The sequence below is a fragment of the Citrobacter sp. Marseille-Q6884 genome (genome assembly GCF_945906775.1).
Lineage (GTDB): Bacteria > Pseudomonadota > Gammaproteobacteria > Enterobacterales > Enterobacteriaceae > Citrobacter.
The window spans coordinates 2512525-2527121 of the sequence record NZ_CAMDRE010000001.1 but is presented as its reverse complement, the minus strand read 5'-3'; the positions used below and the strand labels follow the sequence as shown (position 1 = coordinate 2527121).

The following is a 14597-nucleotide window of genomic DNA, read 5'->3' as shown; positions in this document are numbered from 1 at the left end:
TCGGTTACCCGGAGCCTCCCCCGCTCGGGTAACCTCTCTCTCCCTCCCCTGTGATATACTTTTCCCCTCTTTAACATTCTCTACGGAGATGCTGTTTTGTATCAGGATAAAATTCTTGTCCGCCAGCTCGGTCTTCAGCCTTACGAGCCAGTCTCTTTGGCCATGCACGAATTCACCGATACCCGCGATGAAAACAGTCATGATGAAATCTGGCTGGTTGAGCATTATCCGGTCTTTACCCAAGGGCAGGCAGGCAAAGCAGAACACGTGCTGGTACCGGGAGATATTCCGGTTATCCAGAGCGACCGGGGCGGTCAGGTAACGTATCACGGACCAGGACAGCAGGTGATGTATGTGCTGCTGAATCTGAAGCGTCGTAAGCTTGGCGTACGTGAACTGGTCACGCTGCTGGAACAGACGGTCGTTAACACCCTTGCAGAGGCAGGTATCGACGCGCACCCGCGAGCCGATGCGCCGGGCGTTTATGTCGGCGAAAAGAAAATCTGCTCGTTAGGATTACGTATCCGTAAAGGGTGTTCCTTTCATGGCTTAGCGCTGAACGTGAATATGGATTTGTCGCCTTTCCTGCGCATCAACCCTTGTGGCTATGCGGGAATGGAGATGGCACAGGTTTCACAGTGGGACAGCCATGCAACGACAGAGAGCGTTCGCCCTCGTTTGCTGGCAAACATCCTGGCTCTGCTGGGCAACCCGCCGCATGAATACATCGCTGACTGAAGACATGTCTTAAATGGCCTGGGCAGACCGGGTCATTTCAGTGCTGAGCGGCGTAAAAAGCGCCTCAGACGTTACCACAGCAAATGTTGGGTAAATGGCACAAAACAACAACTATTTTACATTTTGCCAGCCAGTCAGGCTGCTTTATGGCCCGTTTCAATGATATACTGCGTATCACTAATTCAAAAATAGTTGATAAATGCAACATTACCTTGAATTGAAACGCTTTCCTTCGTTATTCGCAACTGGAACACGCACGCTATGAGTAAACCCATTGTGATGGAACGCGGTGTAAAATACCGCGATGCCGATAAGATGGCTCTTATCCCGGTAAAAAATGTGGCAACAGAGCGCGAAGCCCTGCTGCGTAAACCGGAATGGATGAAAATAAAACTTCCAGCGGACTCCACTCGCATCCAGGGCATCAAAGCTGCAATGCGCAAAAATGGCCTGCACTCTGTCTGCGAAGAAGCTTCTTGCCCTAATCTGGCGGAATGTTTCAACCACGGAACCGCAACCTTTATGATCCTCGGCGCAATTTGTACTCGCCGTTGCCCGTTCTGTGACGTTGCCCATGGCCGTCCGGTTGCCCCTGATGCCAACGAACCAGCAAAACTGGCTCAGACGATTGCGGATATGGCGCTGCGCTATGTCGTGATCACTTCCGTTGACCGCGACGATCTGCGTGATGGCGGCGCTCAGCACTTTGCCGATTGTATCACTGCTATCCGTGAGAAAAGTCCGTCGATCAAAATCGAAACGCTGGTACCTGACTTCCGTGGTCGTATGGATCGTGCGCTGGATATCCTTACGGCAACCCCGCCAGACGTTTTCAACCACAACCTCGAGAACGTACCGCGTATTTACCGCAACGTACGCCCTGGGGCTGATTACAACTGGTCATTGAAGCTTCTGGAGCGTTTCAAGGAAGCCCACCCGGATATCCCAACGAAATCAGGTCTGATGGTCGGTCTGGGTGAAACCAATGCCGAAATCATTGAGGTTATGCGCGACCTGCGCCGTCATGGCGTGACAATGCTGACGCTGGGGCAGTATCTGCAGCCAAGTCGTCACCACCTGCCGGTTCAGCGCTATGTGAGCCCGGATGAGTTTGATGAAATGAAAGCCGAAGCAATGGCTATGGGCTTTACCCATGCAGCATGCGGTCCGTTTGTTCGCTCTTCTTATCATGCGGACATGCAGGCAAAAGGGCTTGAAGTGAAGTGATCGCGTAATACTCACTTACATTTTAGTTATGAAAAAACCGGCAAATTGCCGGTTTTTTTTCATTAAGAGTAAACAGTATGAGCATCATGCTCCTGGTATTACTCTTTATGAGAGAGCTTCTCAGTCTGAACGCTACCATCAGCTTCTTTCTTAGCATCGGCATTATCATCGTTCATCGCTTTCTTGAAGCCTTTAATTGCCGTTCCCAGGTCTCCACCCAGTGTACGTAACTTCTTGGTACCAAACAGCAGGACGACCAGTGCGGCAACCACCAGCAGTTTGGTAATACTAATCTCACCCATAGATACCTTCTTGACTTAAACCAGGCTGCATAAAGCGCCATATTAACCTGAGAATATTAACGGCCTTTCGACGCGGGCACACAATAGCAATCTGTAACAAGGTGAATCAAGTCTTGTTTAAAAAAACATCATAATAATTGCGGTGGCGCAAAGCGCCGGTTACGTAAGACGGGAAGTTGCGCTCTGACTTGCCTCACCCGTTCGGCTGAAATCTCCGTCATGATCAGTGCGGGCGTTTCTGCGGCGGCGGCAATCGTCACGCCAAAGGGGTCAATAATCCGGCTTTGACCAATGTTTTTATTACCGCATTCGCCGGCTGCAATCAGGTAACAGGTGGCGTCAAGTGCTCTTGCTGCCAGCAACGTCGCCCAATGGTGCTCTTTCAGCGCTCCCCGAACCCACGCAGCAGGCAGAACCAGGATTTCAGCGCCCTGTAGCGCGTGAGCTAACGCCAGCTCAGGAAAGCGCAAATCGTAGCAGGTCATTAACCCTACTTTTAACCCGTCGACCTCCAGTAATGGCGCTATAGCGTCGCCTGCATCAACATTGCGCGACTCTTGAATGGAAAAGGCGTCATAGAGATGCAGTTTGGCGTAATGCGCGACCACTTCCCCACCGCGTAACGCGACCAGCATGTTAAACGCCCGGCCAGGTAATGAGGGGACATGTAGGGTCAGAATCGTGGTCATGTCATTTTGCGCACTTTCACGCAGCAATCGCGTCAGAAATCCCCCTTCCAACAACTGGGCGGATTTCACCGACAGGTCAGGGTCGTGATCGTCACGCGCCAGCAACGCCTCAGGCAATACCAACAACGATACGCCCTCTCCTGCTGCCTGGGACATCAGTAAGGCGCACGTTTCTGCATTTTTTTCCCATAAAGGGCCCACGGCAAATTGCCCTGCTGCAACAAACATAATCCCTCCGGATAATTCGTTAGACTCGCCAACAACGTTTATTCAGCGTTACACTCACGCTATATACAATCAAATAGCAGGATTATGCAGTGTTACAACTCCTTTTAGCGGTTTTTATTGGTGGCGGCACGGGTAGTGTAGCGAGATGGATGTTGAGTATGCGATTTAATCCGCTTCACCAGGCCATTCCCTTCGGAACGCTGGCGGCAAACCTGATTGGCGCGTTTATCATTGGTATGGGACTGGCGTGGTTCAACCGGATGACAAACATTGACCCCATGTGGAAAGTCTTGATAACCACGGGCTTTTGCGGAGGGCTGACGACGTTTTCTACATTCTCGGCAGAAGTCGTGTTTCTGCTCCAGGACGGGCGCTTTGGCTGGGCGATGGTGAATGTGTTGGTTAACTTGCTGGGATCGTTTGCGATGACCGCGCTGGCGTTCTGGCTGGTTTCCGCCTCCACCGCGCATTGAAGACAAAAAAAACCCGCAATTAAGCGGGTTTTGAATTCTTGCTGTCGTATGCTTACAGAGCGATTACGTTTGCAGCAGAAGGGCCTTTGGCACCGTTAGTGATTTCGAACTCTACGCGCTGACCTTCAGCCAGAGTTTTAAAACCATTGGTCTGGATTGCAGAGAAGTGTACGAACACGTCTTTGCTGCCATCTTCCGGAGTAATGAAACCGAATCCTTTGGACTCATTAAACCACTTAACGTTACCTTTAATCTTAGACATCAAAATTACCTTTACATGAAAAATAGACACAAATGCTGTGTCGGGTACCAGTACAACAATTGTGGTGCACTTTGTCCAGTCGAACTTTGCTAAAAAGTGATAAATGTCGCGTTATTTTTCATATAACCATTATATTTGATTGTTTTTAAAAGGTTTTTATTATTACATCTGATAGTGCAGTCATCCCTCAAAACTGAAAACGCATCCACGCAAAGTAGACATTACCATTGTTATACGTGCCTGGAATGTAGGTCATCTGAAACGTTGCCGGGCCATAACCAATCGATGCCAGCGGAAGCAGCACAGGCACCGGAATGTAGTTCCAGTTATCACGCGCGGTGACACCCGCCGTAAAACCCAGTCCCATATGGAAGTTATCATCAGCCAGCGGACGCCAGGTTTTTTCCCAGCCATAGCCGCCAATCGGTTCCCACTTATTATAGGAATCCTTAAACGCCATAATATAAAGCCCGTGCCAGTTTCCTTTATCATCCCAACGGGACTGACCAAATCCTGCCCCCCAGGGGCGTTCATTGTAGCGATCCGTTTTATCTTTATCGTAGGCAAAACGCGCATGCCAGGTAATAGCTGGAACATACAGTTCATAATGCTCTGGCTGCTGCCAGGTTTCACTGACATTATCTTTAAAGGTATCAAACCAGCCTTTATCTTCCGCAAAGACCTGAGGCATAAAGGCTAACTGAATAAAAATAAATGAGAAAATGAGAAAATATCGTTTAGCAACAATCACAACTTAATTACCATCCTGGGATTTAATATTAATTGTAGCAAACACAACCTTAATGATAGCTTAACAAAAATGCGGAGATTAAAAATCAGAATATTCCTCACTGAATTAACTTTAGATTATTATCCTTATATTTATCGGGCCTTACAGGTACGCCTGGTGTTATTTTATGAATACAAAGTGCTTATTTTTCAGTCGCAAACCCAATGCAATTACAAATAATTAACAAAAACAATTCAAATAAGATACAACAGCGAGAAACTTCACACTTTTTGATTGCGATATTCCCTTTTCATCGGTGATAGTGAAAAAACAGCATAACCATCGGTTGAATCCGTATTTTTATTGATTTTAATCAGCGAGAGCTATCGGTTTATTAGGCACATTCTCACACCGAATTATGCTTTTTTTAGTTTTTTAACTTTCTGGGCGACGATGTAACAGGGGTAATAATGTTGACATTTATGGAACTCCTTATTGGGGTTGTGGTTATTGTGGGTGTAGCGCGCTACATCATTAAAGGTTATTCCGCGACAGGTGTGCTATTCGTGGGCGGCCTGGTTTTACTGATTATCAGCGCGATAATGGGACATAAAGTTCTGCCATCCAGCGCAGCAACGACTGGCTATACCGCAACAGACATCGTTGAATATATTAAAATTCTGCTGATGAGCCGCGGTGGCGATCTCGGCATGATGATTATGATGCTGTGCGGTTTCGCCGCCTATATGACGCATATTGGCGCGAACGACATGGTGGTGAAACTGGCCTCCAAACCGCTGCAGTACATCAACTCACCTTATGTGCTCATGATCGCCGCTTACTTTGTCGCCTGCCTGATGTCACTGGCGGTCTCATCAGCGACAGGTCTCGGTGTACTGCTGATGGCGACACTGTTCCCGGTGATGGTTAACGTTGGCATCAGTCGTGGCGCTGCGGCCGCTATTTGTGCCTCTCCTGCGGCCATCATTCTTTCCCCGACCTCCGGGGACGTCGTCTTAGCCGCCAAAGCAGCGGAAATGCCGCTGATCGACTTTGCGTTTAAAACCACATTGCCGATTTCTATTGCCGCGATTATCGGTATGGCGATCGCGCACTTTTTCTGGCAGCGCTACCTGGACAAAAAAGAGAACATTTCCCACGAAATGTTAGACGTGGCGGAAATCACCACGACCGCCCCGGCGTTTTATGCCATTCTGCCGTTTACACCGATTGTCGGCGTGCTGATTTTTGACGGTAAATGGGGTCCACAGTTACACATCATCACGATTCTTGTACTCTGCATGCTTATTGCAGCGGTTCTGGAATTTGTGCGCGGATTCAATACCCAGAAAGTTTTCTCGGGCCTGGAAGTTGCCTACCGCGGCATGGCAGACGCCTTTGCGAATGTGGTCATGCTGCTGGTCGCTGCGGGTGTTTTCGCCCAGGGTCTGAGCACTATCGGCTTTATCCAAAGCCTGATTTCAATCGCCACTTCGTTTGGCTCCGCGAGCATTATTCTGATGCTGGTACTGGTTATTCTGACCATGCTGGCGGCAATGACGACCGGTTCCGGTAATGCGCCGTTCTACGCCTTCGTTGAGATGATCCCGAAACTGGCGCACTCTTCCGGCATTAACCCTGCTTATCTGTCTATTCCGATGCTGCAGGCGTCAAACCTCGGACGCACAATCTCCCCGGTCTCCGGCGTGGTTGTGGCTGTGGCGGGTATGGCGAAGATTTCACCGTTTGAAGTGGTAAAACGGACTTCAGTACCGGTGTTGGTCGGACTGCTGGTCGTGATTATCGCAACGGAAGTGATGGTACCGGCAACATCCGCACTGATTGGCGGTTGATCGCTGTCAATCTCTGAACTTGATACATAACAAAGCAGCAGTAGAAACATTCCCCAGTCACAGAGATAACGATGCGACTGGGGTTTCTTTATGCTGCCAACAAAGAAGCAGCTTAGAAGGGTAATGGCTATCAGCCGCCGTGGTAAATACGCTGCGGTCGCCCCACCTTACCGTGAATAATTTCCGCAACAATCAAGTGACGACTGGCACAGTATTCCAGGTAACGTCTGGAGGTTGTGCGACTGATCGTCAGGTACTGCGCGACCGTTTCCGCAGTGTGATGAACCGTCGGGTCGGCAAATAATTTCAGCACCGCATTCAGCGTTAACGCATCGATCCCCGTGGGTAAATCCCCTTTCGGTTCTCCACGCGCGTAAGCATTAAACATTTCATCGATTTGCTTTTGGCTGGCACTGTCGTTACCCGCCAGCATACGCCTGCGCTGCTGGTAGCGTTTGAGCGTTTGCCCCAGCCGCTCATAAGCGATGGGTTTAACCAGATAATCAAACGCCCCGCTACGCACGGCTTCTGACACCGTATCCATATCACTGGCGGCAGTCGTAAATACCACACCACCGGGGTAACGTGCCTGAGTCAGTTCATGTAGTAGGGTAATCCCCTTTCCGTCCGGCAAATAATTATCCAGAAGAATCAGACCTGGCTTAAAACGCTCAATCATCATCCTCGCCTGCTCAAGATTACCTGCCAGCCATATCTGACTGAAACCGGGTATATGGCGGATATATTCAGCATGCATTTCCGCCAGCAGCGTTTCATCCTCAACGATCAACAGCGTTAATGGTTCCGTCATTGTTTTTTTTCACTTTCGGAAGAAATAAAGAAAATAAGGTGCCACAGGGATCATTATCTTCGAGGGTAATGACCCCATCACAGCGCCTCACATAACTTGCAATCAGATACAAACCGATGCCATGTTCGCCTGGTTCATCGGTACGGGTACTCACACCCTGTTCAAATATTTTTTCACGTAACGCGTCCGGTACGCCACATCCCTGATCGGCAACTTCGATGACAACCTCATCCCCTTCATCACTCAAAAAGAGCTCAACGACCTTGTTTCCTTCCTGGGTACGCAGGCTGGCCTCGAATGCATTATCCAGCAGATTACCCACAATTGCTGCAAACTCTGTGCTATCCAGCCCCTCGGGAAGCTGATGCAGTTGACTACCGGGAACAATGGTCATTGTCAGCCCCAGTTCTCGCGCACGCTGTACCTTACCAAACAGCAAGCCTGCAACCTGACGATCGGCGAAAGCCCCGCGCAGACTGTCAATCAGTTGTTGCTGCGCCTGTGATTCTCCCTGCACCATCGCCAGCACCCGGTCATATTCTTTCATTTGCAGCAAACCGTTGATCGTAGACATCCAGTTCAGGTGTTCATGGCGCAGCGTTCTCAGGCTCTCAACATACTGTTTTATTTGCGTTAATTGCGCGTTGAGGGTGGCAATCTCATCTTTGCTGCGAAAACTAATAATCGCGCCGAGTAATTCATCGCCAGAACGGATAGCCTCACGGTTTGCGATGACGCTCAACCCGTTAAAATTCACCATCGCATCCTGACGTTTTTCCGCAATCTGCTGAGTAAAAAAGTCTGCCGGTTGAACGACCTCTTCAATCGGTTTACCCAGCCATTGCCGTCCCGGTGATGACAATCCCAGCATTTTTCGCGCACTGCGGTTTATTGCAGTGATGAAACCTTCCGGATCAACGGCAATCAGGCCTTCATAGACGGAACTAAATAATGCCTCCTGCTGGCGAACCACACGGGCGATTTGCTTGGGTTCCATGCCGAGCATCTGGCGGCGAATATGCGCAGCAAAAAACCAGGAAAGCAGCATGAGTAACAGCAGCAGCAGAATAAAAACGCCAGCCATCGGTAACAGAAAATCGAGCCGCCAGCTGTCGATTTTACTGATCAGGTAGCCGATGGAGACCACGCCAATCACTTTGCCATCGTCATCAAAAATGGGCGTTTTTGCACGCATCGCCATCCCGATAGACCCTTTACCGGTAATAAAGTAGCTTTCCCCTTTCTCCAGCGCACCGGGTTTTGTGAACTGCATGGGGTAGCCAATTTTGTCCGGGTTTGGATGGTATAGACGAATGGAATTCGTATCGCCAATCACCACGTAGTCGAAATCTGTCCCGCTCTGCAACTTGTCGGCAATCGTCGCCAGACGCTTGTAATCACGATGCTTCACTGCAGTAATAATGCTGTCGTTGGAGGCGATAATTTTCGCCTGGTTCATCGCCATATCCCGGACATGCGTTGCCAGATAATCCTCAAAGCTGGCGGTAAAGTATTGTGCTAACGCTGCGATGAGAAAAACGGAAACGACCAATATGAGCAGAAAGATACGCAATGGAAACGCCAGCTTGCGAAAAAATGAAAACCGTGTTTTATTTTTTGGGGTTGTCATAAACTTTCCTCGCCGACGTAAACCAACCGCTTATTTTTTGTATTTGTAATAAAAATGTTTTACTGACAAGTGGGATAATAAAACATGATCGTTGCAGATTCCCCACGTTAAATCAATTAAACAAATTAACACCACGCGCGAACATCGAATTAAATTAATTAAAAAACTTAAAACCATAAAACACATTAAAACCTTCTAACTTATTGTGAAATAAATCAAAATTTACCCCTCAAATACTCCTTACGATGTATACAGCAGGGAGAAAAAGAAAGAGTCCGTAATAAAATCACTCCCCCTTCTAATTGCAAACAAAACGTTATCAGGTTGCTAATCATGGCAACAAAACAAAAAAGCCAGTAACAAATATATCATCAGGACGCTTACCACTATGTTCGGTAATAATATATTCACGCAAGTTAAACGCTCAGAAAATAAAAAGATGGCGGCTATCGCGCAATTTCTGAAAGAGAATGATTTGAGCGTCGATACAACCGTTGAAGTATTTATCACCGTTACGCGCGATGATCGCCTCATTGCCTGTGGTGGTATTGCCGGGAATATCATTAAATGCGTCGCGATCTGCGAGTCAGTACGCGGTGAAGGCTTAGCGCTCACGCTGGCTACCGAGTTGATTAACCTCGCTTATGAACGCCACTGCACGCATCTCTTCATCTATACCAAAACCGAGTATGAATCGCTGTTTAAACAGTGTGGCTTTTCAACGCTGACCAGCGTACCGGGCATTATGGTACTGATGGAAAATAGCACCACGCGCCTGAAACGTTACGCTGAATCTCTGGCTAAACAGCGCCATGAAGGGAAAAAAATTGGCTGTATCGTCATGAACGCCAATCCCTTCACCAACGGACACCGTTTTCTGATCCAACAAGCCGCGGCACAGTGTGACTGGCTGCATCTGTTTCTGGTGAAAGAAGACACCTCGCGTTTCCCGTATGAAGACCGACTGGATCTGGTACTCAAAGGGACGAAAGATATTCCACGTTTAACCGTGCATCGCGGATCGGAATACATCATTTCCCGCGCGACTTTCCCGTGCTACTTCATCAAAGAGCAGAGCGTTATTAACCACTGCTATACCGAAATAGACCTGAAAATCTTCCGCCAGTACCTCGCTCCAGCGCTTGGCGTCACGCACCGCTTCGTCGGTACGGAGCCATATTGCGCCGTCACCTCCCAGTACAACAACGATATGCGTTACTGGCTGGAGACCCCAACGCTTCCCGCCCCACCCATTGAACTGGTGGAAATTGAGCGGCTGCGTTTCCAGGACATGCCGATTTCTGCCTCCTGGGTACGCAAGCTGCTGGTTAAAAAAGATCTCACGGCTATCGCCTCCCTGGTTCCTGACGCCACGCTGAGCTATCTGCAAAGCATGGTTGAACGGACCTCCGCGAGCGCGGTAGTCCGCCAAAATACCCCCGCATTAGCAACAGGTGAAAAATGAAAATAAAGCAGGCAGCCGTCGCAGGCACTCTGGAGTCCGGTGATGTGATGATACGCATCGCCCCACTCGAAACGCAGGATATAGACCTGCAGGTCAACAGTAGCGTTGAAAAACAGTTTGGTGATGCCATCCAGGCAACCATTCTGGACGTACTGTCCCGCTACAACGTACGCGGCGTGCAATTAAATGTTGATGATAAAGGCGCACTGGACTGCATTTTACGTGCGCGACTGGAAGCATTACTGGCCCGCGCCAGCGGTATTCCGGCACTGCCATGGGAGGATTGCCAGTGATTTCCGCTTCTCTGCAACAACGTAAAACCCGTACGCGCCGCAGCATGCTGTTCGTACCCGGCGCCAATGCCGCCATGATCAGCAACTCGTTTATCTACCCGGCAGATGCGCTGATGTTCGACCTGGAAGACTCCGTCGCATTGCGCGAGAAAGACACCGCGCGTCGTCTGGTGTACCACGCGCTGCAACATCCGCTGTATAAGGACGTTGAAACCATCGTGCGCGTGAACGCCCTCGACTCCGAATGGGGCATTAATGACCTCGAAGCGGTGGTTCGCGGCGGCGCAGATATTGTCCGTCTGCCAAAAACCGATACCGCTCAGGACGTTATCGATATCGAAAGCGAAATCCTGCGTATTGAAAAAGCCTGCGGTCGCGAGCCAGGCAGCACTGGTCTGCTGGCTGCTATCGAATCACCGTTGGGTATTACCCGCGCAGTAGAAATTGCCCATGCTTCAGAACGCCTGATCGGTATTGCCCTCGGCGCTGAAGACTACGTGCGCAACCTGCGCACCGAACGTTCACCGGAAGGTACCGAGCTGCTGTTTGCCCGCTGCTCTATTTTGCAGGCAGCACGCTCCGCCGGGATTCAGGCGTTCGACACCGTCTATTCCGATGCCAATAACGAAGCCGGTTTCCTGCACGAAGCCGCTCACATCAAACAGCTGGGTTTTGACGGCAAGTCGCTCATTAACCCTCGCCAGATTGAACTCCTGCACAACCTCTATGCACCGACGCGCAAAGAACTGGATCACGCCCGTCTGGTGGTAGAAGCCGCTGAAGCCGCCGCTCGCGAAGGTCGTGGCGTTGTTTCCCTGAACGGCAAGATGGTTGACAGCCCGGTTATCGAGCGCGCCCTTCTGGTGATCTCCCGTGCAGAACTTTCCGGCATTCGCGAAGAATAAGGCAAAAAAATGACGCAGAAAATCGAACAGTCTCAACGACAGGATCGCGTGGCGGCCTGGAGCCGTCATGCAGAAAGCGAACTTTCCGCTTATCAGAGCACCGCAAAAGTAGAATTACAGGCGCAAAAACCGCGCGACAAAAAGCTGTGCGCGAACCTGGAAGACGCTATTCGTCGTTCAGGTCTGAAAGATGGCATGACCATCTCTTTCCACCATGCTTTCCGTGGTGGCGATCTCACGATCAACCTGGTGATGGATACCATCGCCGCGATGGGCTTTAAAAATCTGACTCTGGCATCCAGCTCACTGAGCGATTGCCATGCTCCGCTGGTTGAACATATTCGCCAGGGCGTCGTCAGCCGCATTTATACTTCCGGTCTGCGTGGTCCGCTGGCAGAAGAGATCTCCCGCGGTCTGTTGGCTGAACCGGTACAGGTTCACTCCCACGGTGGTCGTGTACACCTGGTACAAAGCGGTGAGTTAAGCATTGACGTGGCGTTCCTCGGCGTACCGTCCTGCGACCCGTTTGGTAACGCCAACGGCTACACCGGCAAAGCCTGCTGTGGCTCGCTGGGCTACGCCCGCGTTGACGCTGAACACGCCAAACAGGTTGTTCTGCTGACCGAACAGTTGCTGACCTACCCGCATAACCCGGCCAGCATCACCCAGGATCAGGTCGATCTGATCGTGCAGATCGAAAGAGTGGGCGATGCCGACAAAATCGGTGCCGATGCGACGCGCATGACCACCAACCCGCGTGAACTGTTGATAGCCCGTAGTGCTGCAGAAGTGATTGCCAACTCCGGTTACTTCAATGAAGGCTTCTCATTACAGACAGGAACCGGCGGCGCTTCTCTGGCCGTTACCCGCTTCCTGGAAGACAAAATGCGCAGCCGCGATATTCGCGCCGACTTTGCGCTGGGCGGCATCACAGCCACCATCGTTGACCTGCATGAAAAAGGGTTAATCCGCAAACTGCTGGACGTACAGAGTTTTGACCGCAACGCGGCAGAATCTCTGGCCCGCAATCCAAACCACATTGAGATCAGTGCTAACCAGTATGCCAACTGGGGCTCAAAAGGCGCGTCCGTTGATCGTCTTGACGTCGTAGTACTGAGCGCGTTGGAAGTGGATACCCAATTCAACGTCAACGTACTGACCGGCTCTGACGGCGTTCTGCGCGGTGCTTCCGGCGGCCACTGTGATACTGCCGTCGCCGCTGCGCTTTCTATCATCGTCGCGCCGCTGGTTCGTGGTCGTATCCCGACGCTGGTTGATAACGTCCTGACCTGCGTAACTCCAGGTTCCAGCGTTGACATTCTGGTCACGGATCACGGTATTGCCGTTAACCCAGCTCGCCCGGAACTGGCTGAACGTCTGAAAGAAGCCGGTATGAAAGTGGTGTCCATCGAATGGTTGCGTGACCGCGCGCAGCAACTCACCGGTCAACCGCGCGCTATCGAATTCACCGACCGCGTCATTGCCGTTGTGCGCTATCGCGATGGTTCTGTGATTGACGTTGTGCATCAGGTGAAGGAATAAGCCATGCACTTGCTCCCTGAACAGGCTACTCGCCACGCGGTTTCGATTCCCGAGCTGCTCGCCAGCCGCGATGAGAGACAGGCTCGGCAACATGCCTGGCTGATGCGCCACGGCGCACCACTGGTCTCGTTTACCGTGGTCGCGCCGGGCCCGATTAAAGACAGCGAATTAACCCGCCGGATCTTTAATCACGGCGTTACCGCCCTGCTCGCGCTGACGGAAAAATCAGCCTGGACTGTCAGGGAGCAATCCGCACGGGTCTCCGCCAGCGGGCCGGAAGGACTGTTGTCCATTGATGCACCGGCACACGACCTTAAGCTCGCCACTATCGGGCTTGAGCATTCGCATCCGCTGGGACGGTTATGGGACATCGATGTTCTGACCCCAGAAGGGGAAATACTGTCCCGTCGTCACTTCGCGCTCCCTGCCCGCCGCTGTCTGCTGTGCGAGCAAAGTGCTGCCGAATGCGCGCGGGGGAAAACCCACGCGCTTTCCGACTTACTTATTCGCATGGAGGCACTGCTGCATGATGCCGATTCCCGCAACATCGACTGATACCGCAGTCCTTCCTCTGGATCTGCCTGATGCCTACGCGACGCTGGCGTGGCGTGCGATGCTGACTGAGGTCAACTTATCGCCCAAACCCGGTCTGGTGGATCGCATTAACAGCGGCGCACATAAAGACATGGCGCTGGAAGATTTTCACCGAAGCGCACAGGCCATTCATGCCTGGCTGCCGCGTTTCGTCGAATACGGTGCATTCAGCGCACAGTTATCGCCTGAAGATGTGCTGAAAGGTTTACGCCCACTGGGCATGGCCTGCGAAGCCGATATGTTTCGCGCGACTGCTGGGGTGAATACCCATAAAGGCAGTATTTTTTCACTGGGGCTGTTATGTGCCGCAATCGGCCGCCTGCATCAGCTCCGTCTTGCAGTCACTGCAGAATCCATTTGTTCCACGGCGGCAACATTTTGCCGCGGCCTGACCGAGCGCGAACTGCGCCAGAACAATCAACAACTCACGGCTGGCCAACGTCTTTTTCAGCAACTTGGATTAACCGGTGCCCGTGGCGAAGCCGAAGCGGGATACCCGTTAGTGATCGACCATGCCTTACCGCATTACCGTGCCCTGCTGGCTCAGGGTCGCGACCCTGAACTGGCTCTACTCGACACTTTACTGCTGCTGATGGCGATCAACGGCGACACCAACGTGGCTTCCCGCGGTGGCGCTGAAGGTCTGAAGTGGCTACAGCAACAGGCTACCAAATTATTGCAACAGGGGGGGATCCGCACCCCTGCCGATCTCGATTACCTACGCCAGTTCGACGAACAGTGCATTGAACGCAACCTCAGTCCTGGAGGCTGCGCCGATCTGCTGATCGTCACCTGGTTCTTAGCTCAGATTTCACAAGTTCATCATTATCACAATTAAAGATCCTTTCCGGAGAA

The 14597-nt window shown here is 51.2% G+C and carries 16 protein-coding genes; 10 read left to right on the top strand and 6 right to left on the bottom strand.

Annotation, left to right across the window (positions count from 1 at the left end; all coding sequences use genetic code 11):
* The first annotated feature begins 96 nt into the window (after window positions 1-96).
* Together lipB and lipA are read left to right on the top strand one after the other, a co-directional pair.
* Window positions 97-738: a lipoyl(octanoyl) transferase LipB gene (gene lipB, locus N7268_RS11860; protein ID WP_198904963.1), complete on the top strand. Its 642-nt coding sequence runs from the start codon at window positions 97-99 to the stop codon at window positions 736-738.
* Window positions 739-999: 261 nt separating this feature from the next.
* A complete protein-coding gene (gene lipA / locus N7268_RS11855; protein WP_198904964.1) occupies window positions 1000-1965 on the top strand; it encodes a lipoyl synthase in 966 nt (321 codons plus the stop codon).
* Between the two features lie 98 nt (window positions 1966-2063).
* On the opposite strand, the gene tatE is transcribed toward lipA, so the two are convergent.
* On the bottom strand, window positions 2064-2267 hold the full coding sequence (gene tatE, locus N7268_RS11850) for a twin-arginine translocase subunit TatE (protein ID WP_198904965.1): 204 nt from the start codon (window positions 2265-2267) through the stop codon (window positions 2064-2066).
* Window positions 2268-2395: 128 nt separating this feature from the next.
* Window positions 2396-3184, bottom strand: a complete 789-nt coding sequence (locus tag N7268_RS11845; protein ID WP_260863088.1) for a deaminated glutathione amidase — start codon at window positions 3182-3184, stop codon at window positions 2396-2398.
* Window positions 3185-3273: 89 nt separating this feature from the next.
* Here N7268_RS11845 and crcB point away from each other — a divergent pair, with 89 nt between their 5' ends.
* Entirely contained in the window at window positions 3274-3657 is a 384-nt protein-coding gene (gene crcB, locus N7268_RS11840; protein ID WP_260863087.1) for a fluoride efflux transporter CrcB, read from the top strand.
* 52 nt (window positions 3658-3709) lie between these two features.
* Here crcB and cspE read toward each other — a convergent pair whose 3' ends face one another.
* Together cspE and pagP are read right to left on the bottom strand one after the other, a co-directional pair.
* Entirely contained in the window at window positions 3710-3919 is a 210-nt protein-coding gene (gene cspE, locus N7268_RS11835; protein WP_000034825.1) for a transcription antiterminator/RNA stability regulator CspE, read from the bottom strand.
* A gap of 187 nt (window positions 3920-4106) precedes the next feature.
* Window positions 4107-4667, bottom strand: a complete 561-nt coding sequence (pagP, locus tag N7268_RS11830) for a lipid IV(A) palmitoyltransferase PagP (protein WP_260863550.1) — start codon at window positions 4665-4667, stop codon at window positions 4107-4109.
* 452 nt (window positions 4668-5119) lie between these two features.
* Between pagP and dcuC the strand changes: the two genes are divergently transcribed.
* Window positions 5120-6502 carry an anaerobic C4-dicarboxylate transporter DcuC gene (dcuC, locus tag N7268_RS11825; RefSeq protein WP_260863086.1) on the top strand — a complete coding sequence of 461 codons (1383 nt, stop codon included), beginning with the start codon at window positions 5120-5122 and terminating at the stop codon, window positions 6500-6502.
* 130 nt (window positions 6503-6632) lie between these two features.
* Here the strand turns inward: dcuC and dpiA are convergent, their stop codons facing one another.
* Entirely contained in the window at window positions 6633-7313 is a 681-nt protein-coding gene (gene dpiA / locus N7268_RS11820) for a two-component response regulator DpiA (protein ID WP_198904969.1), read from the bottom strand.
* Complete coding sequence (dpiB, locus tag N7268_RS11815) at window positions 7282-8943, bottom strand: sensor histidine kinase DpiB (RefSeq protein ID WP_260863085.1); 1662 nt, start codon at window positions 8941-8943, stop codon at window positions 7282-7284. Before dpiB ends, dpiA begins: the two co-directional genes overlap by 32 nt.
* A 388-nt stretch (window positions 8944-9331) precedes the next feature.
* On the opposite strand from dpiB, the gene citC reads away from it, so the two are divergent.
* Genes citC through citG form a run of 6 tightly spaced genes read left to right on the top strand, consistent with a single transcriptional unit; the run spans window position 9332 to window position 14580 of the window.
* Window positions 9332-10408, top strand: a complete 1077-nt coding sequence (citC, locus tag N7268_RS11810; protein WP_198904971.1) for a [citrate (pro-3S)-lyase] ligase — start codon at window positions 9332-9334, stop codon at window positions 10406-10408.
* Window positions 10405-10701, top strand: coding sequence for a citrate lyase acyl carrier protein (gene citD, locus N7268_RS11805; protein WP_260863084.1), 297 nt, complete (start codon window positions 10405-10407; stop codon window positions 10699-10701). The genes citC and citD overlap by 4 nt, the downstream gene beginning before the upstream one ends.
* Window positions 10698-11606 carry a citrate (pro-3S)-lyase subunit beta gene (citE, locus tag N7268_RS11800; RefSeq protein ID WP_260863083.1) on the top strand — a complete coding sequence of 303 codons (909 nt, stop codon included), beginning with the start codon at window positions 10698-10700 and terminating at the stop codon, window positions 11604-11606. The genes citD and citE overlap by 4 nt, the downstream gene beginning before the upstream one ends.
* A gap of 9 nt (window positions 11607-11615) precedes the next feature.
* On the top strand, window positions 11616-13148 hold the full coding sequence (citF, locus tag N7268_RS11795; protein WP_260863082.1) for a citrate lyase subunit alpha: 1533 nt from the start codon (window positions 11616-11618) through the stop codon (window positions 13146-13148).
* A 3-nt stretch (window positions 13149-13151) separates the two neighbouring features.
* A complete protein-coding gene (gene citX / locus N7268_RS11790; RefSeq protein ID WP_260863081.1) occupies window positions 13152-13703 on the top strand; it encodes a citrate lyase holo-[acyl-carrier protein] synthase in 552 nt (183 codons plus the stop codon).
* Window positions 13675-14580 carry a triphosphoribosyl-dephospho-CoA synthase CitG gene (gene citG, locus N7268_RS11785; RefSeq protein WP_260863080.1) on the top strand — a complete coding sequence of 302 codons (906 nt, stop codon included), beginning with the start codon at window positions 13675-13677 and terminating at the stop codon, window positions 14578-14580. The genes citX and citG overlap by 29 nt, the downstream gene beginning before the upstream one ends.
* The last annotated feature ends 17 nt before the right edge of the window (window positions 14581-14597 follow it).

Coding starts and splice junctions, on each gene's coding strand:
- lipA (WP_198904964.1), top strand. CDS start 1,000: ATGAGTAAACCCATTGTGATGGAACGCGGTGTAAAATACCGCGATGCC.
- tatE (WP_198904965.1), bottom strand. CDS start 2,267: ATGGGTGAGATTAGTATTACCAAACTGCTGGTGGTTGCCGCACTGGTC.
- N7268_RS11845 (WP_260863088.1), bottom strand. CDS start 3,184: ATGTTTGTTGCAGCAGGGCAATTTGCCGTGGGCCCTTTATGGGAAAAA.
- cspE (WP_000034825.1), bottom strand. CDS start 3,919: ATGTCTAAGATTAAAGGTAACGTTAAGTGGTTTAATGAGTCCAAAGGA.
- dcuC (WP_260863086.1), top strand. CDS start 5,120: ATGTTGACATTTATGGAACTCCTTATTGGGGTTGTGGTTATTGTGGGT.
- dpiA (WP_198904969.1), bottom strand. CDS start 7,313: ATGACGGAACCATTAACGCTGTTGATCGTTGAGGATGAAACGCTGCTG.
- dpiB (WP_260863085.1), bottom strand. CDS start 8,943: ATGACAACCCCAAAAAATAAAACACGGTTTTCATTTTTTCGCAAGCTG.
- citC (WP_198904971.1), top strand. CDS start 9,332: ATGTTCGGTAATAATATATTCACGCAAGTTAAACGCTCAGAAAATAAA.
- citD (WP_260863084.1), top strand. CDS start 10,405: ATGAAAATAAAGCAGGCAGCCGTCGCAGGCACTCTGGAGTCCGGTGAT.
- citF (WP_260863082.1), top strand. CDS start 11,616: ATGACGCAGAAAATCGAACAGTCTCAACGACAGGATCGCGTGGCGGCC.
- citX (WP_260863081.1), top strand. CDS start 13,152: ATGCACTTGCTCCCTGAACAGGCTACTCGCCACGCGGTTTCGATTCCC.
- citG (WP_260863080.1), top strand. CDS start 13,675: ATGATGCCGATTCCCGCAACATCGACTGATACCGCAGTCCTTCCTCTG.